General features: G+C 67.4%; 24 protein-coding genes. 10 read left to right on the forward strand and 14 right to left on the reverse strand.

The window, feature by feature from the left end:
• Positions 1-621 precede the first annotated feature (621 nt).
• Positions 622-1,035, forward strand: coding sequence for a hypothetical protein (locus IQ782_RS22235; protein ID WP_194136870.1), 414 nt, complete (start codon positions 622-624; stop codon positions 1,033-1,035).
• Between the two features lie 749 nt (positions 1,036-1,784).
• On the opposite strand, the gene madM is transcribed toward IQ782_RS22235, so the two are convergent.
• The 4 genes from madM to IQ782_RS22255 form a co-directional block, all read right to left on the reverse strand.
• The gene (madM, locus tag IQ782_RS22240; protein ID WP_194136871.1) at positions 1,785-2,546 is read right to left on the reverse strand and encodes a malonate transporter subunit MadM; all 762 of its coding nucleotides are present in this window, start codon (positions 2,544-2,546) and stop codon (positions 1,785-1,787) included.
• Positions 2,547-2,548: 2 nt separating this feature from the next.
• The gene (gene madL, locus IQ782_RS22245) at positions 2,549-2,941 is read right to left on the reverse strand and encodes a malonate transporter subunit MadL (RefSeq protein ID WP_194136872.1); all 393 of its coding nucleotides are present in this window, start codon (positions 2,939-2,941) and stop codon (positions 2,549-2,551) included.
• Between the two features lie 129 nt (positions 2,942-3,070).
• A complete protein-coding gene (locus IQ782_RS22250; protein ID WP_194136873.1) occupies positions 3,071-4,594 on the reverse strand; it encodes a malonate--CoA ligase in 1,524 nt (507 codons plus the stop codon).
• Positions 4,595-4,622: 28 nt separating this feature from the next.
• Entirely contained in the window at positions 4,623-5,948 is a 1,326-nt protein-coding gene (locus IQ782_RS22255; RefSeq protein WP_194136874.1) for a malonyl-CoA decarboxylase domain-containing protein, read from the reverse strand.
• A gap of 118 nt (positions 5,949-6,066) precedes the next feature.
• Here IQ782_RS22255 and IQ782_RS30340 point away from each other — a divergent pair, with 118 nt between their 5' ends.
• Positions 6,067-6,717, forward strand: coding sequence for an FCD domain-containing protein (locus IQ782_RS30340; RefSeq protein ID WP_194136875.1), 651 nt, complete (start codon positions 6,067-6,069; stop codon positions 6,715-6,717).
• Positions 6,718-7,265: 548 nt separating this feature from the next.
• On the opposite strand, the gene IQ782_RS22265 is transcribed toward IQ782_RS30340, so the two are convergent.
• From IQ782_RS22265 to IQ782_RS22310, 10 genes are all read right to left on the reverse strand, one after another.
• Positions 7,266-8,027, reverse strand: a complete 762-nt coding sequence (locus IQ782_RS22265; RefSeq protein WP_194136876.1) for an ABC transporter permease — start codon at positions 8,025-8,027, stop codon at positions 7,266-7,268.
• Positions 8,024-8,809 carry an ABC transporter permease gene (locus IQ782_RS22270; RefSeq protein WP_194136877.1) on the reverse strand — a complete coding sequence of 262 codons (786 nt, stop codon included), beginning with the start codon at positions 8,807-8,809 and terminating at the stop codon, positions 8,024-8,026. The genes IQ782_RS22265 and IQ782_RS22270 overlap by 4 nt, the downstream gene beginning before the upstream one ends.
• A 14-nt stretch (positions 8,810-8,823) precedes the next feature.
• Positions 8,824-9,840, reverse strand: a complete 1,017-nt coding sequence (locus tag IQ782_RS22275) for an ABC transporter substrate-binding protein (RefSeq protein ID WP_194136878.1) — start codon at positions 9,838-9,840, stop codon at positions 8,824-8,826.
• A 63-nt stretch (positions 9,841-9,903) separates the two neighbouring features.
• Positions 9,904-10,731, reverse strand: coding sequence for an ABC transporter ATP-binding protein (locus IQ782_RS22280; protein ID WP_240989483.1), 828 nt, complete (start codon positions 10,729-10,731; stop codon positions 9,904-9,906).
• 8 nt (positions 10,732-10,739) lie between these two features.
• Positions 10,740-11,681: a nucleoside hydrolase gene (locus tag IQ782_RS22285; RefSeq protein ID WP_194136879.1), complete on the reverse strand. Its 942-nt coding sequence runs from the start codon at positions 11,679-11,681 to the stop codon at positions 10,740-10,742.
• A complete protein-coding gene (locus IQ782_RS22290; protein ID WP_194136880.1) occupies positions 11,681-12,607 on the reverse strand; it encodes a cupin domain-containing protein in 927 nt (308 codons plus the stop codon). The genes IQ782_RS22285 and IQ782_RS22290 overlap by 1 nt, the downstream gene beginning before the upstream one ends.
• Positions 12,604-13,884 carry a M20 family metallo-hydrolase gene (locus IQ782_RS22295; protein WP_240989484.1) on the reverse strand — a complete coding sequence of 427 codons (1,281 nt, stop codon included), beginning with the start codon at positions 13,882-13,884 and terminating at the stop codon, positions 12,604-12,606. Before IQ782_RS22295 ends, IQ782_RS22290 begins: the two co-directional genes overlap by 4 nt.
• A gap of 3 nt (positions 13,885-13,887) precedes the next feature.
• Complete coding sequence (locus tag IQ782_RS22300) at positions 13,888-14,766, reverse strand: alpha/beta fold hydrolase (protein ID WP_194136881.1); 879 nt, start codon at positions 14,764-14,766, stop codon at positions 13,888-13,890.
• A 9-nt stretch (positions 14,767-14,775) separates the two neighbouring features.
• The gene (locus IQ782_RS22305; protein WP_194136882.1) at positions 14,776-15,906 is read right to left on the reverse strand and encodes a pyridoxal phosphate-dependent aminotransferase; all 1,131 of its coding nucleotides are present in this window, start codon (positions 15,904-15,906) and stop codon (positions 14,776-14,778) included.
• Positions 15,906-16,688 carry an SDR family oxidoreductase gene (locus IQ782_RS22310; protein WP_194136883.1) on the reverse strand — a complete coding sequence of 261 codons (783 nt, stop codon included), beginning with the start codon at positions 16,686-16,688 and terminating at the stop codon, positions 15,906-15,908. Before IQ782_RS22310 ends, IQ782_RS22305 begins: the two co-directional genes overlap by 1 nt.
• 309 nt (positions 16,689-16,997) lie before the next feature.
• On the opposite strand from IQ782_RS22310, the gene IQ782_RS22315 reads away from it, so the two are divergent.
• The 8 genes from IQ782_RS22315 (at position 16,998) to IQ782_RS22350 (ending at position 24,933) form a co-directional block, all read left to right on the forward strand.
• Entirely contained in the window at positions 16,998-18,068 is a 1,071-nt protein-coding gene (locus IQ782_RS22315; protein ID WP_194136884.1) for an ABC transporter ATP-binding protein, read from the forward strand.
• A gap of 48 nt (positions 18,069-18,116) precedes the next feature.
• Positions 18,117-19,412: an extracellular solute-binding protein gene (locus IQ782_RS22320; RefSeq protein WP_194136885.1), complete on the forward strand. Its 1,296-nt coding sequence runs from the start codon at positions 18,117-18,119 to the stop codon at positions 19,410-19,412.
• 67 nt (positions 19,413-19,479) lie between these two features.
• Complete coding sequence (locus IQ782_RS22325) at positions 19,480-20,415, forward strand: carbohydrate ABC transporter permease (RefSeq protein ID WP_194136886.1); 936 nt, start codon at positions 19,480-19,482, stop codon at positions 20,413-20,415.
• Positions 20,415-21,254: a carbohydrate ABC transporter permease gene (locus IQ782_RS22330; protein ID WP_194136887.1), complete on the forward strand. Its 840-nt coding sequence runs from the start codon at positions 20,415-20,417 to the stop codon at positions 21,252-21,254. Before IQ782_RS22325 ends, IQ782_RS22330 begins: the two co-directional genes overlap by 1 nt.
• 34 nt (positions 21,255-21,288) lie before the next feature.
• On the forward strand, positions 21,289-22,062 hold the full coding sequence (locus IQ782_RS22335; RefSeq protein ID WP_194136888.1) for a class II aldolase/adducin family protein: 774 nt from the start codon (positions 21,289-21,291) through the stop codon (positions 22,060-22,062).
• Complete coding sequence (locus IQ782_RS22340) at positions 22,059-23,339, forward strand: LLM class flavin-dependent oxidoreductase (RefSeq protein ID WP_194136889.1); 1,281 nt, start codon at positions 22,059-22,061, stop codon at positions 23,337-23,339. Before IQ782_RS22335 ends, IQ782_RS22340 begins: the two co-directional genes overlap by 4 nt.
• Complete coding sequence (locus tag IQ782_RS22345; protein WP_194136890.1) at positions 23,336-24,121, forward strand: alpha/beta fold hydrolase; 786 nt, start codon at positions 23,336-23,338, stop codon at positions 24,119-24,121. The genes IQ782_RS22340 and IQ782_RS22345 overlap by 4 nt, the downstream gene beginning before the upstream one ends.
• A gap of 110 nt (positions 24,122-24,231) precedes the next feature.
• Positions 24,232-24,933 carry a GntR family transcriptional regulator gene (locus tag IQ782_RS22350; RefSeq protein ID WP_194136891.1) on the forward strand — a complete coding sequence of 234 codons (702 nt, stop codon included), beginning with the start codon at positions 24,232-24,234 and terminating at the stop codon, positions 24,931-24,933.
• The last annotated feature ends 14 nt before the right edge of the window (positions 24,934-24,947 follow it).

Genomic DNA, 24,947 nt, shown 5'->3' on the forward strand with positions numbered 1-24,947 from the left:
GTCCTCGGACCGATGGCGGACAAGGGCTCATCGTAGCCCTTGTCCGGCGCCTTCCCCAAGGCCTAGACGCCGCTCGGCCGACCGCGCAGACACCGGCGCATCGCCCCAACGGAGACCTGCCCGCGAGGCTCGGCCACGAACGCCGCCCTCATCGGCACCCAGGCCAATGGCGCGTCAGGGACGCCCCCTTTTCGGACTGTCACGCGCCTCCGAGACCCCCGCGCCAACTCTTTTTCGGGCCCGCCTCTGCCGAAGACGCCATCGCGAACGTCTTCTTCCAGGCGTGGAGCGACGACGCGCCAATCCCCGGACGTTCCGACGCTTCCCGGACCGGGGCGCCCGCTCGGTGATCTGCGCGGGCGCGTCCCGCTTCGAGTCATCGCTGAATTTGCTGCTCCTCATGGCCTTCGTGCCTAGAAATCACCGAAGGCGGCGGCCATGAAATACGGGGCTCTTCAAAGTGCACGGAAGCGCAGAGGGCGTTTATCCTGCAAGAGGGCGAGCAGTGAAATCCTGTCCCGGAGATCCGCCGCAGTCGAGCTCACCCTCCACAACTATTTCTGAAGCTGATCCGAGATAGCCCCCCGAAAATCCGAAGACATTTTCCAAACTGCCCTCGCCGTGACCTTGCTTTTCCTGGTCGGAGTGGCCGCCGCGCAGGACCCTTCCGGAGCCGAGGTGCTCGTGCCCGCCGAGTTAGCACCGGCTTTGCAGCGGATGGATGCCATTCGCGGTGCCCACGTGCTTGCGGAGCATGCCGATCTCGGCGCGCTGGCAATCGCCTCGACGCCGAGTTTCGATGCCGTACCGCCGGGCATCCTGGAGCTTGTGAATCCCGATGACCTGTCGCAACTGCGCAGCATCGAACTGCCGCGCCGGGCTTTCGCGCGTGGTCTCGACCGGCAGCGCGGCAAGCTCTGTGTCGGCAATGCGCGCGACGGCTGGCTCGGGCTCCTCGATGCCAAGATCGGCGCAAATCTGGAGACGATCCAATTGGGCCAGGCGACGCGGACTGGTTCGAACACAGCCCGATGATCGAGGTCGACGGGTGCAGCGGTCGAGTGTTGGTGTCGAGCCCCTCCGGCACCGGGGACCTATGGATCGTCGATCCCGAAGCCGGCAACGCGGCGGGACGTATTGAGGATGCCGGTTCTGGGCCGCCGGGCAGGCGGTTGAGCCGGACCCAGGTCGCATCTACCTGGGCGATGGCGGCAACGCTGAGATCGGCATCTTCGACGCTGCAAGCGGCGCTCGGGTTGCGGCGGTCTCGCCCGGCGGCAGCACGCAGCCGGGGACGGAGGGCTCTGACCATGTCTTCATCACCCTCGCTGGACTCCCCGCGTGGCAGGCTTCTGGCGACAGATGCAAACCCCGGCGCGCTCCAAGCGTTCGACATAACATCCGGCGAGGTGCCTGCCGCCGTGCCGATTGGGCTGGGGGCGCTCGACGTCGTCTTCTCGAGCGTGCGGGATCTGGTGTTCGCCAGCTGTCGCGATGCCAGCCGGGCGGCGTCGTCGGCACATGTGCCGACACGTGCAACAGCGCGCAAAGACAAACGTCTCTGCATGGAGTCGCTGCGGCGCTCGGCTCGCGGGGTGCGCGTTGGCCGGTGTCCGGGGCTGCCGGTTCGGGAGTGGCCGTGGCGTTGGTCGCGAAACGGAAAGGGCCGCCGCAGCCACATGATGCACGAAGCGCGCGTGGCGGCGGCGGCCCTGACTGGCCAGATGATGCGGATGGCCGGCCCGTCCGTTCTCGGCCCCAGCGGGCCGAGGCCGGCAGTTTGGTCAGTGCGTCAGCGCCAAAAGCACAAGGTAGATGACCGAGGGGCCCATCAGGCAGCCGAGCCCGGTATAGAAGGTCGCAGTCATCGCGCCGTAGGGGACCAGCCGCTTGTCGGTGGCCGCAAGGCCGCCCGCCACCCCGCTCGTCGTTCCCATGAGCCCGCCGAAGGCCATCGCCGACTTGGGATTGTTGAGCCCGATCAGCGGCGCAATGAAGGGGGTGCCGATCATCACCAGGATCGCCTTGACCAGACCCGCCGCCACCGACAGCGCGATCACCTCGGAGCTGGCCCCCAGCGCGGTTCCTGTGACCGGGCCGACGATGTAGGTTGCCGCGCCGCCGCCGATGGTCGCCATGCTGACCGCATCGGTATAGCCGAAGGCCGCCGCCACGACCGCGCCGACCGCGAAGGACAGCACCACGCCCAGGATCAGCGAGAGTGCCCCGGCCAGCCCGGCCCGGCGGATCTCGGAAAGGTCCACGCCGTAGGCGGTCGAGACGATCGCGAGATCTCGCAGCATCGCGCCGCCGAGCAGCGCAAGACCGGCAAAGAGCGGCAGTTCCGAAAGACCCTTGCTGCCGCCGGAGACGCTGCCACCGACATAGGCGAGGATGAGTCCGAGGATGATCGCCACGGCGGAGCCGTGCAGCCGCCCCTTGGTGAGCACGTCCGAGAGCCGGTACGAAACGAACATGATCGCGCCGATCACGAGGAAGGCAAAGACCAGCTGGTTCTTCGCCACGGTGTTCAGAAGCATCTCCATGCTCACGCCTCCACGGCCGAGAAGGGCGGCAGCGGCGCTTCCTGGCCGCCGATGCGCGACAGGATCGGCACCAGCGACACGCAGATCACCAGCGCGCCGACCCCGGCGATGATCGCCAGCGGACCTGCACTGACGGCGGCGACGACATTCTGGCAGGCGGCCATCGCGACCACGATGGGAATATACATCGCGCTCCAGAACAGCACGCCCTGCTCGGTCGCCTTCGGCAGGCGATCCGTCTTGCGCAGCCAGTCGGCGCCAAGGATCAGCAGGATCATGGCAAAGCCGACCCCGCCCACGTTGGATTGCACGCCGAGCGCGGCACCGAGCGCACTGCCGATCAGAAGGCCCGCCAGATGGCAGGCCGCCAGAAGGGCAACCCCATAAATGATCATGTCTTTAGTCTCCTCCGGTATGAAGCCCAGAGACGGTTCCTCCAAACCGTGTCGTTCTCCGGGCGGGATCGTTGTTCTGATGCCGCCTTGTGGCGGCGGGGGAGGGGTCGCGGAGCGACCCCAGCACCGTCAGCCGACTTTGGCCTCGGCGTAGAGATCGGCGTAGGTGCGGCGCAGCTCGGCCTTCTGGACCTTGCCCATGACGTTGCGCGGCAGCTCGTCGACGACCACCACGCGCTTGGGCTGCTTGTAGCGGGCGAGCTGACCTTCGAGCGCGCTGCGGAGGACCTCGGCGTCCAGCGTCTCGCCGGGACGGGGCACGACGATGGCGGTCACGCCCTCGCCGAAGTCCGCATGCGGCACGCCGATGACCGCGCTTTCGAGCACGCCGGGCAGCGCGTCGATCGCCTCCTCGACCTCCTTGGGGTAGACGTTGAAGCCTCCCGAGATCACCAGGTCCTTGTCGCGCCCGACGATGCGCAGGTAGCCGTCGGGGCCGATCTGCCCCAGGTCGCCGGTGATGAAGAAGCCGTCGGCGCGGAATTCCTGCGCGGTCTTCTCGGGCATGTTCCAGTAGCCCTTGAAGACGTTCGGCCCCTTGACCTCGACCGCGCCGATCTCGCCATCGGGCAGCGCTTCGCCGGTGGCGCGGTCGGTGACCCGCAGCGCCACGCCGGGCAGCGCCATGCCGACGGCGCCGGGAATGCGCGCGCCCTCATAGGGGTTGCTGGCGATCATGCAGGTCTCGGTCATGCCGTAGCGCTCGAGGATGGCGTGGCCGGTCCGCTCTTCGAAGGCACGGTGATCCTCGGCCAGCAGCGGCGCCGAGCCCGACACGAAAAGCCGCATCCCGGCGGTCGCCTCGCGGGTCAGGCGCGGCGATTTCAGAAGGCGCGTGTAGAAGGTCGGCACCCCCATCAGAACGGTCGCCTCGGGCATCAGGTCGAGCGCGACCTCGGGATCGAACTTCGTCTCGAAGAGCATCGTCGCACCGGCGCAGAGCACCATGTTGGCGGCGACGAAGAGCCCGTGGGTGTGGAAGATCGGCAGCGCGTGGATCAGCCGGTCCTCGGCGGTGAAACGCCATTCGGAGAGCAAGGCCTCGCAGTTCGACGCAAGGTTGCGATGGGTGAGGATCGCGCCCTTCGAGCGGCCGGTCGTGCCCGAGGTGTAGAGAATGGCGGCGGGCTCGTCGAGATCCGCCTCATGCGCGCCTTGCCGGGGCGCGACCGACGCGGCGCGCTCCATCAGGCTGCCGCCGCCGCTGGTGCCGAGCGTCAGGATCGCCAGTTCCGGGCCCTCGCGATGCGCATGGCCCGCAAGCGCGGCGGGGTCGCAGACAAAGAGGCGCGGCGCGGCATCCCCGATGAAATAGTCGATCTCGCCGCCGGTGTAGGCGGGGTTCAGCGGCAGGAAGATCGCGCCCACCTGCAGCACCGCGAGGTAGAGCGCGATGCTCTCGGGGCTCTTGCCGCTCTGCACCGCCACCCGGTCGCCCGGCGCGACACCGACGGCATCCAGCACCCCGGCGAGCTTTTCGACCAACTCGGCGGTGTCGGTGTAGCTCAGATCCGGCGCGTCGCGGCGCTTGAACAGCGGTTTGCTCTGCAGCACCTCGGCCACGGATACGAAGTTCTGATAGATCGTCTGCATCTTGTTGCTCCTCTTGATCTGCTGCGGCTCACTCGGCCAGGGCGGCGGCCAGCGACGGTCCATGCGCAATGGTGCCCTCGCGGACGTAGGCCTCGTGCTGGGCCTCTATGGCCCCCAGCTCGTACAGGTAGTTTATCATCAGCCCATGCGCGCGGCTCAATGCGCCCGGCGACAGGTCGGCGGGCCAGTTCACCCGCCAGGCCGAGGCGCCGTTGCCCAGGTGGAAGCGCGCGACCGGATCGACGGGGCGGTTCCTGGCGTCGCGCGCCTCGACGAAGTAGCGCGCCGCGAGCGCGGCGACCTCTGGCTTCAGTGCTGCCTCGCGCGCCGGGTCGCTGCGCCAGCTGCCGTCCTGCAGGGCCACGTCGAGCGCCTGCGCCCGATCATCTTCCTGCGCCGCCAGCCATGCGGCGAAGCCCGGCGCGGGCGAGAGGGTGACGAAGGTCTTCAGCTGCGGCAGATCGCGCGAGAGATCCGCCGCCACCTGCTTGATCAGGAAATTCCCGAAGGAGACCCCCTTCAGTCCCGGCAGGCTGTTGTTGATCGAGTAGAAGACCGCCGTGTCGGCCTCGACCGGTTCGGTCGGCACCGGCGCCTCGAGGATCGCCCCGATGGTCTCCGGCACGCCGCGGGTCAGCGCGACCTCGACGAAGATCAGCGGCTCTTCCTCGGTGGCGGGGTGGAAGAAGGCGTAGAGACGGCGGTCCTCTTGCGCGAGACGGCGGCGCAGGTCGTGCCAGCCGGCCATCGGGTGCACGCTCTCATAGGCCATGATCCGTTCGAGGATGCTGGCCGGGGTGCTCCAGTCGATATGGCGCATGGTCAGGAAGCCGCGGTTGAACCACGAGGCGAAGAGATGCGCGAAATCCGCATCCACGGGGGCGAGCGAGCGGTCCTTGCGGATCGCTTCCAGCAGGTCGGCGCGCATGTGGACGAGCGTCTTCGTCGCGCCCGGTGCAAGGTTGAGATGGCGCAGCAGCGCCTGCCGCCTCGGCTCGGTCGCGGCAAAGAGCTTGGCGACGGCGGCGGCGTCCGGGGCAGCATCCCAGGCGGCATAGGCCTTGCGGATCGGCTCGGCCTCGACCCCGTAGCTGTCGCGCAGCAGCCGGAAGAAGGCGAACTTCCCGTCCTTGTCGAGCTCGGCGTAGGCGGCCAGCGCCTGCTCCGCCACGGCGACCCGAGAAGCATCGCCGATGTGGCCCATGAGCACGGCGCAGGCGGCCTCGATCCGCTCGGACGCGGGTCGCGAGAGCGCCAGCGTGGTCGCATCTGCGCCCGCGACGGGTTTCCAGCGGTCGCGGCGGGTGATTGCCTCGACGAAATCGCTCAGGAACGAAACGCGTTGCTTTCCCATACTGAAGTCCTCCTCTCAGTCGTTATACATTTTGAAGTTGGTGTTGTATATAACAACTTGGTTTGCGTATTTTGCGGTGATGTTGTAACGACTTGCGTCAGACAGATGGGAGCCAGACGTGCAGACAGCCCAGCGAATCCGCCTCGAATTGGAGAACGAGATCGTCGATGGCCGCCTGCTGCCCGGGGCAAAGCTCGACCCCGAGGAACTGGCGACGCGCTATGGCTGTTCGCGCACCCCGGTGCGCGAGGCCCTGCAGGCGCTCGAGGCTTCGGGACTCCTGCGGGTGCAGTCGAAGCGCGGCACCTTCGTCACCGAGCTCAGTGCCGAGGAGCTTATGGAGCGTTTCGAGGTGATGGCGGAGATCGAGGCGCTCTGCGCGGCGCTCGCCTGCCGCCGCGCGCTGCCCGACAGCATCGCCCGGATCGAGCGTGCGATGCAGGGCTGCGAGGCAGCGGCGGCGCGCGGGGACCTCGATGCGTATTACGCCGAGAACACCGAGTTCCACCGCGCGATCTACGCGGCATCGGGCAACCACTTCCTGGCGGCAGAGGCGGGGCGGCTGCAGGCGATCCTGCAACCCTACCGCCGCCGCCAGCTTGGCGCGCCGGGACGCATGCAGCGTTCGTTGGACGAGCATCGCCGGATTTTCGAGGCGATCCGCAGCGGGCAGGAACCCAGCGCGCGCCAGACGATGCACGATCACGTGCTGGTGCAGGGCGAGCGCTTCCGCGATCTGCTGGCCATCCTCGGCAACCTGAAGGCATGAAGCCTTTCGGGTTGCTGGCGTCCCCAGTCGTTCACTGCGATATCTTGGGCAGCGCACCTTGGCGGCAAGTCAATTTCCGGTCGTGAAGTCTGTGCTATCCCGGCGCTTGCCGGGCCCGAGATACGCGGCAGGACAGTGATACCGGGGTGAGATCAGAGCTCGGAACCTGCGGGCAGCGGTTCCTGGTCGAACACATCGAGCACTGCGTGCGATAGGCTGCCTGCATCCAATGCATCGGCACGCGCCATGGCCGAAGGACCCCCACATTTCCTGGCCGTCTTGCCAACCAGCGGCGCAGACTGGCGCGCAAGAGCGATGCATCCAGCGGGGGATGACGCAGGTCGCGGGTGCGGGCGGATCTGCGCCGTGTTGGTGGTCGTGGCCTGTCCGCCGGCGCCGAGCCCAGCACTTCGTGACGGCGATCTCGGGAATGATCCGGCACGGGGGTGGCGTGATCCCGGCGTGGCATGCGCACGCTTGCAGCAGCGCCCTCGGGAAAGAAGCTCGACGACCGGAAGGGCGCCGGTCGTCGAGAGCGGCCGCTCCGCCTAGCGCCAGAACACCAGCCTGCGCTCGAGCAGCGAGACCACCGCGAAGAAACCCAGGCTGGCCACCGAGGCGACGAAGATCGCCGCCCAGACCTGCACGAAGTCGATGACGATGACCGCCTGGTAGATCACCCAGCCGAGCCCGCCGTAGGCGCCGAGCATCTCGGTCACGATGGCGACGATCAGGCTGCGCACGGTCGACAGGCGCATGCCCGACAGGATCAGCGGCAGGGCGGTCGGCAGGCGCAGCTTCCACAGGATCGCCGCGCGGCTCGCGCCGAAGCTGCGCATCAGGTTGACCGAGCGCTCGTCCACCCGGTCGAAGCCGGCAAGGGCCGAGACGAACATGGTGAAACTGACCGCCACGGCGACCATCACGATCTTCGAGCTGACCCCCATGCCGAACCACAGCAGGATCAACGGCGAGAAGGCCACCACGGGCACCGAGTTGACCGCCGTGGCGGCGGGCACGATCACCTTGCGCAGCGGCGGCACCAGCGTGACGGCAAGCGCGAGGCCGACGCCGATCGCGCCGCCGAGCAGGTAGCCCGCGAGCGCCTCGCCCAGCGTGTAGGCGGCGGCCTCGCCGAGCACGGCGCGGGCGGTCCAGAACCGCGCGAGGATCTCCGAGACCGCGGGCAGGATGTAGCTCGGCAGGTCGAAGAGCCGGGCCGCGAGCTCCCAGACCGCGAAAAGGGCGAGCGCGCCGAAGATGCCGCGGGCAAGCGCGTGCGGCGACGGAGACATGGGATCTTGGGTCATGCGCTTTCACCTCCCCAGAAGACGATGCGCTTCTCGGCAAGGCCGATGGCGGCGAAGAAGGCGACGCCCAGCACCGCAGAGCACAGGATGCTGGCCCAGATGGCGACCATGTTCTCGGCATACATGCCCTGCAGAAGCAGCACGCCGAGCCCGGTGGTGTCGCCGAACCATTCGCCGACCACGGCCCCGGCGAGGCCGAGCGCCGAGGCGATGCGCAGCGCGACGAAGATGTGGGGCAGGGCGGTCGGGAAGCGCAGCTTGCGCATGATCTCGCGATCCGAGGCGCCGAAGCTGCGCAGCAGCTGCACCTGTTTCTCGTCCACGGCGCGCATGCCCAGCAGGGCGTTCACCGTGACCGGAAAGAATGTCAGGTAGAAGACGATCACCGCCTTGGCGAGGATGGTGTTGCCAAACCACATGACGACCAGCGCGCCGAAGGCGATGACCGGGATCGTCTGCGAGACGATGAAGATCGGAAAGATGGTCTCGCGCAGAAAACGCAGGCGCGAGAAAGCGATGCCGATCCAGATGCCGAAGAGCGCCCCGGCCCCGAAGCCGAGCAGCGTTTCCAGCCCGGTGCGGACCATCGCGTCTCGGTAGGCGGCGGGGGTGCGCAGGATCGCCTCGAGCACCGCGCTCGGGCGGGGCAGGACGTAGGGGCGGATGTCGAAGGCGATGACCAGAAGTTCTACCGCCAGCAGCACGGCGGCCAGGACGACCACCCCCTTCAGCAGGGGCAGCACGGCGCCGAAGCGCCGTGCCACGGGCTGTGCGCCCGCCATGTTTGCCTCTGCCGTCATTCCGGCAGCCGTTCGGCCGAGGGGATCGCGTCGATGAACTGGCTGTCGAATGCCGCCTCGAGATCGATCGGCCCACCGAGCACGTCATAGTCGACGAGGATCTGATGCGCGCTGCTCACCGCATCCATGTCGATGGTGAACAAGCCCTGTTCGGCGGCGGCGCCGGCGAGCATGATCTTCTCGACCTCGTCGAGCATGAACTCCTGGTGCGGGCGCTCGAGCGTCGGTGCCTCCTTCATGATCAGGTCGATCGCCGCTTCCTTGTCGGCGAAGGCATCGAGCCAGCCCTTGACCGAGGCGCGCATGAAACCCTGCACCAGCTCGGGGTGCTCGGCGGCGAAGTCATTGCCGACGATCAGCGTGTCACGCGGGAAGGAGACGCCGAAATCTTCGGGCACGAAGCGCTTGAGGTTCTCCTCGCCGACGCGCTGCATCAGCGTGTAGTACTCGTTGTAGCGCGTCGCGGTGACCACATCGACCTGGCCATCGACGAAGGGCGTGACCGAGACCTGCTGCGGCTGGATGTTCATATCCGTGCGGTCGATGTCATTGGCTGCCAGCATGCCGAAGAGGACATAGTTCGCCCCGGTGAACCAGGTGGTGATCGATGCGTCCTTGAAGTCTGCGATCTCCTGCACCGGGCCGTCGGCCTTGGAGACGAAGACGAAGGGCGTCTCCTGATGGGAGATGCCGATACAGGTGATCGGCAGGCCCTTCTCGATGGCGGCGAACACGGAGTCCGTGCCGCCCGACAGGCCAAAGGTGTCGGCGCCGGTGGCCACGAGGTTCTCGGTCAGCAGGTTCGGCCCGCCCGGATTGATCGCGAGATCGAGGCCCTCGTCTTCGTAGTAGCCCTTCGCCTTGGCCATGTAGAAGCCGACGAACTGGGCCTGCGGCAGCCACTTGAGGCGCAGCGAGACGGACTCGAGATCGGCTGCCTGCACGGCGGGCGCGGCGAGCATCGCGGTCGAGGCGGCCAGACCGAGCGTGGAGAGGAAGGAACGTCTTTTCATCGCAGTACTCCATGTTGGGGATGGACCCGGTTGGTCCGGGCTTGGTGGCTTGGACCCCAGGATTCAGTGGGAGGCGGGGCCGAAGGTCTTCATGCTCTCTTCCTCGATCGCGTCGAGCAGTTCGCGCTTGAGGGAGATGAACTCGGGAGAGGTGACGAGGTCGGCGCCGCGCGGGCGCGGCAGGTCGACCTTGCGCGAAAGCTTGATCGCGCCGGGCCGGGCGGTCATCACCAGCACCTTGTCGCCAAGGAAGATCGCCTCGTCGACGTCATGGGTGATGAAGAGCACCGTGCGCTTGTGCTTCTGCCAGACGTCGAGCAGCCAGCGCTGCATCATGGTCCGGGTCAGCGCGTCCAGTGCGCCGAAGGGCTCGTCGAGCAGCATCAGGTCGCGCTTGAACATGAAGGTGCGCATCAGCGCGACGCGCTGGCGCATGCCGCCCGACAGCTCGTGCGGGTACTTGTCGGCAAAACCGGCAAGGCCGAATTCGGGCAGCATGCGCTGCGCCTCGGCGCGCGCCTCGGCCTTGTTCGCGCCCTCTATCTCCAGCGGCAGGATGGCGTTGTCGATCACGTTGCGCCAGGCCAGCAGCAGGTCGCGCTGCGGCATGAAGGACACCTGCCCGAGCAGCTGGCGCGCGTGCACCGACTGACCCTCGAAACGCAGCACTGACCCCGCGTCGGGCTCTTCGAGCCCGGCGACGATGTTGAACAGCGTGGACTTGCCGCAGCCCGAAGGACCGACCACCGTGACGAACTCTCCGGGCTGGACCGCGAGATCCACGCCGTTGAGCGCCTGCACCTCGCCAAAGGTCTTCGAAAGCCTGCGCAGATCGAGGATCGGCTCTTCGGCAGGGGTCATGGCGGGCTCCATCGTGCTGGGGTGGGTCATTGGCATGTTCATGTGGTCAGGGCCCTTTCGAGCATGCGGAAGAAGGCGTCGTTGTCGGCGCTCTCGATGACGCGCGCGTTCTCGCGGTACTCGGGCCAGCGCGCGCCGAGCCTGGCGGGGTGGATGGCGGAATGGCCGCGGGTGATGGTTCCCGCGGTCTCGATCCGCACCACGGCATCGCGCGCGGCGGTGATGATCGACGGGTCGATCGCGCAGGCGCAGGTCAGCGTGTCGGGATGGGTGCAGATCGCCTTGCCGTAGCGCTGCTCGGCGACCTTGCGCGGCGTGGCCGAGACCTTGCGGTAGAACTCGGTCAGCGGGGTCTCATGCGCGTCGATCCGCGCCAGCTGCGCCGCGTCGAAGACCGATGAGCCCAGCGTCAGCGTCCAGGTCGAGAGCGTGATGTCGAACCCGGCGCGGAAGACGATCGCCGCCGCCTCGGGGTCGATGTAGAAGTTGAACTCGGCGCAGGGGGTGACGTTGCCGACCGAGTTGTCGGTGCCGCCCATGATCCACAGGTGCTTGAGCGCCTTGGCGATGCGCGGCTCGCGGGTGACGGCAAGCGCGAGGTTGGTCAGCGGTGCCTGGGCGATCATCTCGATCTCTCCCGGCGCCGCCATGATCCGCTCGATCAGCGCATCCACCGCGTGCATCTTTTCGGGGCGCTGGCGGGCGCGCGGCAGGTCCGCGCCGCTCATCCCGTCCGCCCCGTGCATCTGCGCCGGCTCCCAGTCGGCCAGCAGCGGCCGCCGCGCGCCGAGATAGACCGGCACCTCGCCGGACTTGCCCGCGGCCTCGATGGTCGCGAGCGCGTTCTCGGCCTGCTGGTCGAAATCGACATTCCCGTTGCAGATCGTCACGGCCTCGAGTGTCACGCCCGGCGTCTTCATCGCCAGGAGCAGCGAGAAGGTGTCGTCACCCGCGGTATCGGTGTCGATGATGAGGCGCATCAGTAGAACTCGAACCCCATGGTGCGGGCGTGGTAGTAGAAGCCGCCGTCCTGCACGATCAGGAACTCGGCACGGCTGTCGCCGTCGTTGTGGTGGCTGTGCTTGGCGGCCGGCGGGGTCAGCAGCGTGGCCCAGGGGCTCCAGTCGCATTTCTGGTCATCGACCATCGAGTAGGCCGGGTCGCCGGCAACGGCGAGGGTCAGCGCCGCCGAGTTGTGCTTGTGTGGCGGTTGGGAGCTGTGCGGCTTCAGCGTGTTGAGCGACAGGGTGAGCGTCGGTGCGATGTTGCGGCTCGCCTCGGTCTGCGCGGCGGAGAAGATCAGCGCGTGACCCGAGGTCGTGGCATTGGCGTCGCGCTGATAGACTGTGTCCAGCTGGTGCTCGATCTCGGCGGCGGGGAAATGCACAAGCCCGGTCGCGGCCTCGGCACCGGTGATCGGCGCGGCCTTCTCGAAGGCCAGCTGCGGATCGTTCCCGACGGCCCAGAACACCGCGGTCTCGGTCGCCTCGATCCGGCTCTCCACCCCGCCCGGCAGCAGGAAGACGTCGCCCTTGCCGAGCGTCGCGGTCTCGGCGCCGACGGTCAGCGTGGCGCTGCCCTCGATCACGTACCAGATCGAAGCGGTGCAGGTCAGCGTGGTGTCGAGGCTCTCGCCCGCCAAAACGGTCGCGTAGCGCGCCAGCATCAGCGGGGTCGTGGCGGGGAAGGGGCAGCCGAGCTCGGCGGAGAGGTCGCAGAGCACCCAGCCGGTCGCATCCTTGGCCATCGCCTTCGCCGGCTCGTCGCGCAGGATCCGCGGCGGCACCGGCGGCAGCTTGATGTTGAAGGCATTGCCCGAGTTGAAGTAGCGCCCGCGGGCCTCGGCCTCGTTTTTCGGCGCGCGCGGCAGTTGCACCGGCATTTCGGCCATATCGTTGATCGTCATGAGAGATCTCCTTTGTCTCGGGTGGCGGAGGCGGCGTGCAGGCAGGTGTCGAGCAGCACCTGGGCTCCGGCCGCCACATGCGCCGGTTCGGCCCATTCCTCGGGGTGATGGCTGAGCCCGCCGCGGCAGGGGATAAAGATCATCGCCGAGGGCGCGAGCGGGGCCATATGCCGGGCGTCGTGCCCGGCGGCGGAAAGCAGTTCGGTGGCGGGCAGGCCGCGCGCGGCGGCGCTGCGGAGGATGGCGCGGCGCAGCGCGGGCGAGAAGGTGTTGGCCGGGGCGTCGACCATGGGCTGCACCTCCGCGATGCAGGGCGCCGCCGCGGCGCGCGCGGCCGCCTCGAGCGCGAGGCCGGTCCGGTCCAGCACGTCGTTCCGGGGGTGGCGCAGGTCGATGCGGAAGCGCACCGTCGCGGGCACGACAGAGGGCGCGTTCGGCAGCACCTCGACCCGGCCGATGGTGAAGCGGATGTCGGGCCCGGCCTGAAGCGCGGCCTCCTGCATGGCCAGCGCGACGCGGGCGAAGGCCTGGACGGCGTCGACCCGGCGCTCCATGGGCTCGGTCCCGGCATGGGCCTCGCGGCCCGAGAGGGTGACCTCGTAGGTTTTCTTGCCCTGGATGCCGGTGACCGCGCCGATGACCAGCGCCTCCCGTTCGAGGTGGTCGGCCTGCTCGATGTGCGGCTCGATGTAGGCGTGCAGCGGGAACCCCGGCGCGATGCGTGGCACCCCTGGGAAGGCCTCGGCAAGGCGTTCGAGCTCGGTGGCGACGCTCACCCCCGCGGCGTCGGTGACCGCGCCGATCTGCGTAAGGCGGCGATGGCCCGAGAACACCTCGGATCCCATCATCCCGGGCGCGAAGCGACCGCCCTCCTCGTTCATCCAGGCGACGAGGGTGATCGGGCGGGGCGGGACGATGCCCCTGTCATGCAGGGTCTCGAGCACTTCGAAGGCGGCCAGCACGCCGAAGACGCCGTCGAAGCGTCCGCCGGTCGGCTGGCTGTCGAGATGCGAGCCGATCAGCACCGTCGCGCCCTCGGACGCGCCGGGCAGGGTCAGGAAGAGGTTTCCCGCCGTGTCGAAACTCGGCAAGAGCCCGATGGACTCGCCCCAGCCGATCAGCCGCGCCATGGCGGCACGGTCCTCGGCGGAGAGGGCCTGGCGGTCGACGCCGCCATCGGTGCGGGCACCGATCTCGGCCATCGACATGAGCCGCGACCAGAGCCGCGCCCCGTCGATCCGGGGAAGGGGAGGCTGGGAGAGGTCCATCGGGGTCATCGTTCAGTCCGTCCGCATCACCTGGCCGGGGTCGGCCCGCGCGTCGCGGCGGCCCCAGGCCCCGGCCTCGACCATGGCGAGGAACTCGGCGAGATGGCTGTTGAACAGCCCCGGCTCCTCGAGGTTCAGCGTGTGGCCGGTCTTCGGCAGGACCAGCAGACCCGAGGCGGGCATGGTCTTCTTAAGGAAGATGCCCGGCTGCAGGCAGTGATCGTCCTCGTCCCCGACCATGATCAACGTCGGCAGGACGCAGGCCCGAAGGCCGTCCTCGAGGTCCCAGAACGACGGACGCCGCGCCTGCACGCCGCGCATGGTGTTGGCGGCCCCCACGCTGTCATGCCGGGCAAGCCGGGTGACGAACTTGAGATGCTCGCGCGGGTCCTTGTTCTCGAACTGCACGCGACTGGCGCCGCGGCCGTAGATCTCCGCAAATCCCACCGGATCGGCCTCGAACTTCTCCGCGACAGTGAGCGAGACGCCGCGGAAATACTCCTCGGTCTCCTTCTCGCAGCCATAGCCTGCCCCCGCCACGGTCAGCGACAGCGCCCGCTCGGGGTAGCTGAGCCCGAAGTGCACGGTTGCGAAGCCGCCCATCGACAGGCCGACGATATGCGCTTTCTCGATGCCGAGATGGTCGAGCACCGCCACCGCGTCATCCACCGCGATGGACTGGGAATATTTCCCGAGATCGACCGGGATGTCCGACGGCGCATAGCCCCGCGCCGCGTAGGTGATGCAGCGGTGACGCCGGGCGAAGGCGCTCATCTGCGGCTCCCAAGCGTCGTAATTGCCGCCGAACTCGTGGATGAACAGGATCGGCGTGCCGGCCTCTCCCGCGGTTTCATAGTAGAGCTTCGTTCCGTCCTTGGCGGTGGCGTACATGGGAACCTCTCAGAACAGGGCCGGCACGTCCGACAGGCCTTTTGCCGTCTCGACGTAACCCGCGAGGTGGGATGCAAGCTTCTCCGCCCAGGCCTCGGGCACCGTGGTCGAGACCTTGATGAAGCGGCTGCCGAAGGTTTCGGTGTGGTAGGCCCCCTGGCGGATCATCACCCCGTCAAGCCGCGCGGCCTCGACGATGGCTTCCGGCGTGGTGCCGCGGCCGTCGATCTCGATCACCAGGAAGTTGCCATGCGAGGGCCAGACCGGCACCGACATGCCGAGCGCCTCCGCGGCCTCCTTGATCTTGACCTTGTTGGCCATGTCGATGCGGCGCACCTCGGCCATCCACTCGGCCTTGACCTTGAGGCCAGCCATCGCGCCACGTTGCGCCACGACCGAACCGCCGAGCACCGAGGTCGAAGCGGCGGCGAATTCCGCGATCATCTCGGGGCGGGCAAGGATGCCTCCGATACGCATGCCGGCGAGGCCGAGCCACTTCGAGAAGCTAAAGGTGCAGATGCAGTTCTCTGTATCCACCGAAACCGCCGGTGTATGCCCGTCGGCGAAGTCCCGGTACGTGCAATCGTGCACCAGAAGCGCGCCGTTTTCCTTGGCGATCGCGGCGAACTCGGCGATTTCCGCGGCGGTGTAGGTGACGCCGAGCGGGTTGTTCGGGTCGACCACGTAGACGATGGCGCAACGCTCATCGATATGGGCGCGCAGCATGTCCGGCGTCAGCTTGTAGTTGGTCTCGGGCCCGTAGATCGGCGTCTGCACGATCTCGGCACCCTGCTGGGCGGCGAAGAGGCAGGGCCATTTCCAGGTCGGGTCGGTGGTGACCAGCGTGGTGCCCGGCTTGGCGCGGGCGCGGCAGACCAGCGACAGCGCGTTGACGCCGCCCTCGGTCACCAGCGCCTCGAGCCCCGGTACGCCGAAGTCCTCGACGATGGCGGCGCGCAGGTCCTCGAAGCCGAGGGGGGGCGCATAGGCGTTGAACTCGCCCTTGGTGATCGACTCGACCATGGCCGCGGTGACCGCGGGATGCGCCGGGATGTGGTTTGTGTTCTGCCCCATCCACGCCAGGTCCGGCGTGTTGAACAGGTCGTCGAAATAGCGATTGCGGACGGCGAGGCTGCTCATCAGATCACCGAGCCGCGTGCAGCGATGCCGCCGTCGATTGTAACCACCGTGCCCGAAATGTAGCCGGCCTTGGGAGAGGCGAGGAAGGCGCAGAGATCGGCCACTTCCTGCGCGGTCGCGGGGCGTTTGCCGGGGTACTTGTCGTAAAGCTCTTCCCAGCGGCTTTCATCGCCGAGCATGTCGATCGCCTTGCGCTTCATGATCTTGAGCATGCGGTCGGTGTCGACCGGGCCGGGGTTCACGCCGACGACGCGGATGCCCTCGTCGAGCGAGCGGCCGCCGAGTGCCTTGGTGAAGGACATCAACGAGGCGTTGCCGGTGGAGCCGGCGAAATAGGCCGCATCCCAGTTCTCGCCCGAGTTGCCGATGACGTTGATGATCACGCTGTCGGGCTTGCCCTTGCGCTTTTGCCAGAACAGGCGCGACAGGGTGATGTAGCCGAAAACCTTCAGCTCGAAGCCGCGGCGCAGCGCCTCGTCGGTGACGTCGGTGATCGAGCCGGCGGGGATGTCGCCGGCGTTGTTGATCAGGATGTCGTAGTCGCCCGCTGCCTCGTCGAGCGCGGTCATCGCCTCGGCCGAGCCGAGGTCGGCGGGATGGATGGTCACCGACACGTCGTACTTGGCCTCGATCTCGGCCTTGAGCGCGGCAAGGGCCTCGCCGTTGCGTGCGGCGAGATGGAGGTTGCAGCCCTCTTCGGCCAGGGTCAGGGCGCAGCTGTAGCCGATCCCCTTCGAGGCACCCGTGATCAGGGCAGTCTTGCCGGACAGGTCGAGTTTCATCTTTGTCTCCTGGTGTATGCAAATGTTGGCTATTTGCATACACAACGCTTTCATCCTGTCCATAGGTCAATTTCACCCGCTCCGAAAAATCCAGAGCAAACTGCATATTTTTATAGTTCAAAGGAAAAAGCGTCGTGAAGTGCCTCACGGGAATGCAGCCTCTCCCGCAATCCGCTCAAAAATCCGGCATTAGGCGAATTACGTCCCCAAATTGCCAGTGTGCATACCGGTTACTGCTTTACGGATACATGAACCTGAGGTTTGAGTCGCCCTGCCACCCCGGGCGGTTCCCGGAAGGAAAGGATACAGATGGCTCAGGTCAGACTCGCCGGACTCGGCAAGACGTATGAAGGCGCTCATGCCAACACCATCGACGGGCTCGATCTCGAGGTGGCGGACGGAGAGTTCCTGGTCCTCGTCGGACCCTCGGGCTGCGGCAAGTCCACCACCCTGCGGATGATCGCCGGTCTGGAGGAGCCGACCGCGGGCGAGATATGGATCGGCCCGCGCCGGGTTGATGGGCTGGAACCGCGCGAGCGCGACATCGCCATGGTGTTCCAGAACTACGCGCTCTACCCGCATATGACCGTGGCGCAGAACATGAGCTTCGGGTTGCGGCTGGCGAAGGTGCCCAAGGCCGAGATTCGGCGGCGGGTCGAAGCGGCTGCGGAAACGCTCGGGCTTTCGGGCTACCTGAACCGCCACCCCAAGGCGCTTTCGGGCGGCCAGCGCCAGCGCGTTGCCATGGGCCGCGCCATCGTGCGCGAGCCGGGCGTCTTTCTCTTCGACGAGCCCCTCTCGAACCTCGACGCGCAGCTGCGCGGCCAGATGCGCACCGAGATCCGCCGCCTGCACGACCAGCTCTCGGCGACAACCGTCTATGTCACCCACGACCAGGTCGAGGCGATGACGCTGGCCGACCGCGTCGTGGTGCTGAAGGACGGCAAGATCGAGCAGCAGGGCAGCCCGCAAGAACTCTATGACCGGCCCGCGACCCGCTTCGTCGCCGGGTTCCTCGGCTCGCCGCAGATGAACATCCTCGCGGGCCGCGTGACGCAAGGCATGCTCGACCTCGGCGCCGAGAGCCGGTTTGCCCTCGGCGCAGAACGCGCCGCGCCGCTCGAAGGGCGGCGGGTCGACGTCGGCATCCGCCCCGAGGCATTCCGGCTCGCCGCGCCCGAAACCGCGCTGATCCACGCGCGGGCCGAAATGGTCGAGCTGTTGGGCGCGACCTCGCTCGTGCATTTCACCCATGCCGGCCTGCCTTGCACCGCGCTGCTCGAGCCGACCGAGGCGCCGCGGCCGGGCCAGGAGGTGCACCTCGGGCTCCGCCCAGACCGGATTTCCCTATTCGACGCGGATTCGGGCCGCGCCGTCTGACCAACAAGAGCTACAAGGCCATCCCCATCCCCGACAGGAGAGCTTGACATGAAGCGCCTATTCCTTGCCGCCATGGCCGGCGGCGCCGCGATGAGCGCCGTCCCCGCGCTTGCGCAGGACGCGGCCTGCACCGCGGATCCGGTCACGCTGCGCATCCTGCGCACACCCGGCAACTACCCCTATCCCGCCGCCATGGAAGCCTGGCAGAAGGAACATCCCTGCGTCACCTTCGAGGTGAACGAGGTGCCCTTCGCCCAACTCGGCGACACGATCGCCGTGCAAGCCGCGTCGGACGACCCGCCCGACATCCTGGTCTACGACGGGCCCAACACCCAGTCCTATGCCAAGGCGGGGATTCTGCTGCCGGTCACCGACTACCTGCCGGAAGGCTGGGACGACGACATCCTGCCCGCGACCAAGGCCGAGCACAGCTACGAGGGCGAGGTCTACTCGCCAGGTATCGAGCAGACCACCGTCGCGATGTACTACAACAAATCGCTGACCGACGCGGCCGGCATCACCCCGCCGCAGACTCTGGACGAGGCCTGGACCTGGCCCGAGGCGCTCGAGGCCTTCAAGGCCTGCCAGCAGGGCGAGGCCGGCGCGCCGAGCGTCTGGGGCCTTGGCCCGACCCGCTTCGGCAACGGCCAGCCGGGGCTCGTCTATCAGGACCTGATCTACCAGCGCTCGAACGGCGATCCCGAGGCGGATCCCGAAAGCTCGGCCTACAAGACCTTCTGGGGCATGGCGCCGGACGGATCGACGGTCGAGGGCTATCTCGACACTCCCGAGGCGATCGAAGCGCTGACCTTCTACCGCGCGCTGTTCAACGAAGAGGGTGTCGCGCCGAAAGTCGGCATTCCCAACGCGTTCTTCGACGGCAAGGCCTGCTTCTACATCGACACCCCGGCCGCGGGCTCGGCACTGCTGAAAGAGCCGGTGATCGAGTGGGGCATCACCCCCATGCCATACTTCAAGTCCCCGGTGGTGCACACCGGATCGACCACCATCGGCGTGACCGCGCGCTCGAAGAACCCCGAGATCGCGGCGCTGTTCGCGGTCGACATGAGCTGGGGTGAGCTGGCCTACATGAACGTCAGCCAGCGCGGCAACCTGCCGACCCTGAAGTCGCTGTTCGACCGCTTCCCGGTCTATCAGGACTACCCGATGAAGGTCTTCGTCGACCAGCTCGAGAGCTGGGGCCAACCGCGTCCGCCGAGCCCCTACTTCGCCCAGTACGACCGCATCGTAACCGACGCGATCCGCTCCGTGGCCTTCGGGGGCGACCCCGAGGAGGCGATGCAGAATGCCGAGCGCGAGGTCGCTCGGGCGATGCGCCGCTGACAAGATCCTCCTTGACTGCCGGGCACCGCGACGGTGCCCGGCCCTTTCCCCGAACTCCGGAGCCGGCATGACCGCGATAGACCGACAGATGACGGCGCCCAACCTGGCCCGTCGCCCCGACCGCACCGCGCGCCAGCGCCGCGACACGCGCACGGCCTTCGCCTTTCTCGCGCCCTTCCTGCTGCTCTTGCTGGTCTTCCAGTACCTGCCGCTGGCGATGATGGCGAAGAACGCCTTCATGGACTACTCGCTGCTCAACCCCGGCGCGGCGAAGTTTGTCGGGCTGCTGAACTTCGAGGACATGCTCCATTTCGACGACGCCCGCGAGAGCCTTGCGGCAACGTTCCTTTTTGCCCTCGTCGTGGTGCTGATCGTCATCCCGCTGGGTTTCGTCCTTGCGCTCTTTCTCAATTCGAACCTGCCCGCGCGCGGCGTCGTGCGCACCATCATCATGCTGCCGGTGGTAACCTCGGCGGTCGTCGTGGCGACCATGTGGAACTTCCTGCTCGACCCGTCGAACGGGCTGATCAACGGGGTGATCTCGCTGCTCGGCCTGCCGCGCCAGCCTTTCCTGACCTCTCCGAACCAGGCGCTGATCATGATCTCGGTGATGACTGCCTGGCAGCAGGTCGGCTTTGCCGCGATCCTGTTCCTCGGCGGACTGCAGGGCGTGCCGAAGGAACTGGCCGAGGCGGCGCGGATCGACGGCGCGACGCGCTGGCAGGTGCTGTGGAACATCACCGTGCCGCTGCTGTCGCGTACCACGCTCTTTGTCGTGGTGATCATGACCGTGTTCTCGCTGCAGGCCTTCGCCCCGGCCTTCCTGATGACCGACGGCGGCCCGCAGGACAGCACCAACCTCATCGTCTACCACGTCTACAAGATGGCCTTCGTCATGCAGAACGCGGGCTACGCCTCGGCGCTGTCGGTGGTGCTGTTGCTGATCGTGCTCGGCATCTCGCTGCTGCAGATGTGGCTTCTCCGAGCAAAGTGGAACTACTGATGACCGCCCTGCGCAAACCGCTTGCCCTCACCCTCGTCCTGCTGCTGATCCTCGCCTGCTTCTTCGCGCCATTCCTGTGGGTCGTGTCGAACTCGTTCAAGCCGCAGCTCGGGATCTTCGCCGACGTCACGCCGATCAGCTGGCGCACCTTCCTGCCGCTAGAGCCGGTGCTCGAGAACTACCGCACGCTCTTCGAGCGCACCAACATCCTGCGCGCGCTGCTGAACACGGCGATCGTCTCGGCAGGTCAGGTCGCGCTGACCCTGGTGCTGTGCGCGATGGCCGCCTACGCGCTGACCCGGATCCGCTTCCGCGGCGCCAAGGCGGTCTTCGTGGTGATCCTGCTGACCTTCCTGCTGCCGGTCGAGGCGATGCTCGTGCCGCTCTTTCAGGTGGTCTCGGGGCTGGGGCTGAACAACACGCTCCTGGGCGTGATGATCCCCTGGATCGCCTCGCCCTTCGGGCTCTTCCTGCTCAAGCAGGCCTTCGAGGAACTGCCGCGCGATCTCGAGGACGCGGCGCGCATCGACGGGGCCGGGCACGTCCGCATCTTCGTCTCGGTGATCCTGCCCAACGTGAAAGTGCCGTTGCTGACGCTGGGCCTCGTGACCTTCCTGTTTTCCTGGAACAGCTTCCTGTGGCCGCTCGTCATCGCGCAGAGCCCGGACATCCAGCTCATCCAGGTGGCCATCGCGCAGCAGGGCTCGCCCACGCAGCTGCCCAACTGGGGCGAGACCTTCGCCGGTGCCACCGTCGCAACGCTGCCGCTCATCCTGCTTTTCCTGCTGCTGCAGAAGTACTTCACGCAGGGCATGGCGATGAGCGGCATCAAGGGCTGACGCCCGACCCCACCTACGCAAAGGACATCAGACCATGACCGATTACCCGAAACCCGAGCGCTATTCCGACGGCGAGTGGGAGGCCCGCGTCTCGCTGGCTGCCGCCTACCGCATGGTGGCGCGGCTGGGGCTCGATGACCTCATCTACAACCACATCTCAATGCGCGTGCCGGGCACCTCGGACCAGTTCCTGATCAACCCCTACGGCCTGCTCTTCAGCGAGATCACCGCCTCGTCGCTGGTCAAGATCAACACCCGCGGGGAGGTGATCGAAGAGACCGAGCACACGGTCAACAAGGCCGCCTTCGTGATCCATGCCGCGGTGCACAAGTCGAGCGAGACCGCGCACTGCGTGCTGCATACCCACTCCGACGCCTCGACCGCTGTGTCGGGCCAGCCGGACGGGCTGCTGCCGCTGAGCCAGTTTGCCATGCGCTTCTACAACCGGCAGGGGTTCCACGACTACGAGGGTGTGGCGATCGACGAGGCCGAGCAGCAGCGCATCGTCGCGCATCTGGGCGACAACCCGGTCATGCTGATGCGCAACCACGGCATCCTCACCGTCGGGCGCACCGCGGGCGAGGCCTTCATGCTGCTCTACTATTTCGAGCGGGCGGCGAAGATCCAGTTGCAGATGCAGGCTGCCTGCGCCTCGGGCGTGCCGCTGGTCATCCCCGACCACGACGTCTGCGAGAAGGCGGCGCGGCAGTTCTGGGAACTCAAGGGTGATATCCTGATCCCCGGCGAGCGTGAATGGCCGGCGCTCATGCGCGATCTCGACCGCGTCGATCCGGGCTACCGCGCATGAGCCGCCAGATCCGTTTCGGCCTGTTCCTGCTCGGCACCGGCAGCCACATCTCGGGCTGGCGGTTGCCGGGGGCGATCGATGGGTTCGAGGATATCTCCGAGATCACCGCGATCTGCCAAGAGGCGGAGCGCGGGCTCTTTGACCTGATCTTCATGGGCGACAACCTCAACGCCGATCCCGCGGCGCACCCGTCCTACTGCTCGCGGCTCGAGCCGCTGACGATGCTCTCGGCGGTGGCGATGAATACGCGGCACGTGGGGCTCGGCGCGACCGCCTCGACCACCTACGGCGATCCCTGGACGCTGGCGCGCGGCTTCGCCTCGCTCGATCACATCTCGGGCGGGCGCGCGGCGTGGAATTCGGTGACCACCTCGAACCCGCAGGCGGCGGCGAATTTCGGCACCACCCACCCCGACCACGCCCGCCGCTACGAGATGTCGGGCGAGTTCATCGAGGTGGTAAAGAAGCTCTGGGGTGCCTGGGACGAGGGCGCGCTGGTCAAAGACCCCGAGAGCGGCACCTATTTCGACGCGGGCAAGATCCATGCCGTCGACCACGAGGGGCCCTTCTTCAAGGTCAAGGGGCCGGTGAACATCTCGCGCCCGCCGCAGGGGCGGCCGCTGATCCTGCAGGCCGGGGGCTCCGAGCCCGGACAGGAGCTGGCGGCGAAACATGCCGATGTGGTCTTCACCGTGACGCAGGACCGCGGCGAGGCGGCGGAGTTCTACGCCGGGCTGAAGGCGCGCCTGCAGAAGAATGGCCGCCGCGAAAGCGATCTCGTCATCTTGCCCGGCGTGATGCCGGTCGTCGGCCACACCGAGGCGGAGGCCCGCGCCAAGCTCGCCCGCCTGATGAGCTTCGTCGATGACGAAACCGCGCTCGGCATGCTCTCGGAGCGGTTCAACACCGACCTCCGCGGCCATAATCTCGACGGTCCGATCCCCGACCTCGGCAAGAACGACGCCTACCACGCCTTCGCCAAGGCCATGCTCTCGAAGGCCAAGCGCGAGAACATGACGCTGCGCGACCTCTATTCTCTGGTGGCGGCCGCGCGCGGGCACTGGGTGCTCTGCGGCTCGGCCGAGCAGGTGGCCGACACCCTGCAGGAGTGGTTCGAGAGCGGCGCCGCGGACGGGTTCAATGTCATGCCCGGCTGGTTCATGGACGGGTTCACCGATTTCATCGACCTTGTCCTTCCAATCCTGCAGGAGCGCGGCCTCTACAAGACCGCCTATGCCGAGGGAACCCTGCGCGACAAGCTCGGTCTGCCCGCTTGATCAGACATGAGGCCGAAACGCCCGCCGGCCCGGTCCGGATGACCGCGACCGGCGGGCAGGGACGTCCGCTCGTGCTGGTGCACGGCTGGGGCGGGCAGGGGGCGCAGTGGCGCGCGCTGCTGCCCACGCTCGCCGCGCGCTTCGCCGTCCACGTGGCCGACCTTCCGGGCGGGTCCGGGGCGCCGCTCTGCGGACCGGTCGACATGGCGACCCTCGGACAGGGGCTGGCTCGGCTTCTGGAAGCGGCGGACCTTCGCGGCGCGCTGCTGGTCGGGCACTCGATGGGCGGGCCGGTGATCGTCGAGACGGCGCTCGCGGACCCTGTGCGGGTTGCTGGACTTCTGGGACTCGACACGCTTGCCGACCGTGCTTTCTTCGGTGGCAGCAGTCCCGCGGTGATCGTCGCCCGCCGGGCCGAGTTCGCCGCCGATCCCACCGGGCAGACGCGCGCCATGATCCGGGCGATCGCCGCCCCCTCCACGGCCGAGGCCACGGTCCACGCGATCTCTACCGACGTCCTGCGCGCGCGGGCCGAAGACCTTCTGGCGTTGCGCGACGCGCTCTTTGCCTGGCGTGCCGGCGACCGCGTGCCGCGGCTCCGGCCGCCGTTGCGCCTGTTGAACTCGGCCGAGGTCGCCGCGGCCCATGCCCGCGACCCTCTGCCCTGTCTCGCCAATGTGCCCGAGGCCGTCTACGGCACGGGCCATTTTCCCCAGATCGAAGCTCCGGACCGGCTCCTGCCGGTCCTGCTGGCTGAACTTGACCAATTTGGAATTGACTGAGATGAATGCCGTGGCGGAGGATCTGTATATTCCAATTCGCTTTTGGGTATACTGGAAGCGCCCTTCCCTCGGCTTAATCCGGACGTTTCCCTGATGCAGGATCCCATCAAATGAACCAGATCATCGACACGCGACCGGAAAAGGCGCGACTGCGCCAGCCGACCCGCTCCGAAGAGCTGCAGGAGGACCTCAAGCGGCTGATCGTCGAGGGGGAAATGAAGCCCGGCGACCGGCTCGACGAGACCGAGATCGCCAAGCGCTTCTCCGTCTCCCGCACACCTGTTCGCGAGGCGATCAAGGGTCTCGTGGCCAGCGGGCTCGTCGAGGTGCGCGGGCGGCAGGGCACCTTCGTCGCGACCCTGTCCATCCCGATGTTGATCGAGATGTTCGACCTGATGGCGGCGCTCGAAGGTCTCTGCGCCCGGCTCGCCGCGCGGCGCGCCACCCGCGAGGAGAAGGAGCGGATGCTCGAGATCCAGGCCCGGCTCGAACAGGCCTTCACCGACAATGATCCCGAGGCTTTCTACGCGATAAACGAGGAATTCCACGACCTGCTCTACATGGCCGGGCACACGCATTTCCTGGCCGACCAGACCGTCGCGCTGCGGCTGCGCTTGTCGCCCTACCGCCGGCAGGTGACCTTCCAGCCCGGCAAGATGCGCGCGACGTTGTCCGAGCACCGCCGGATCATCGAGGCCATCGACGCAGGCGATCCCGACGAGGCAATGTCGGCCGCCAGCGAACACGTGCGGCTTCTGGGCGATCACCTCTCCGATTTCATCGCGACGATCCCGCCGCATCTCTTGGGTTGATTTTTGCAGGGCAG

Origin of the sequence: Salipiger mangrovisoli (assembly GCF_015223355.1) — a bacterium.
Classification (GTDB): Bacteria; Pseudomonadota; Alphaproteobacteria; order Rhodobacterales; family Rhodobacteraceae; genus Salipiger; species Salipiger mangrovisoli.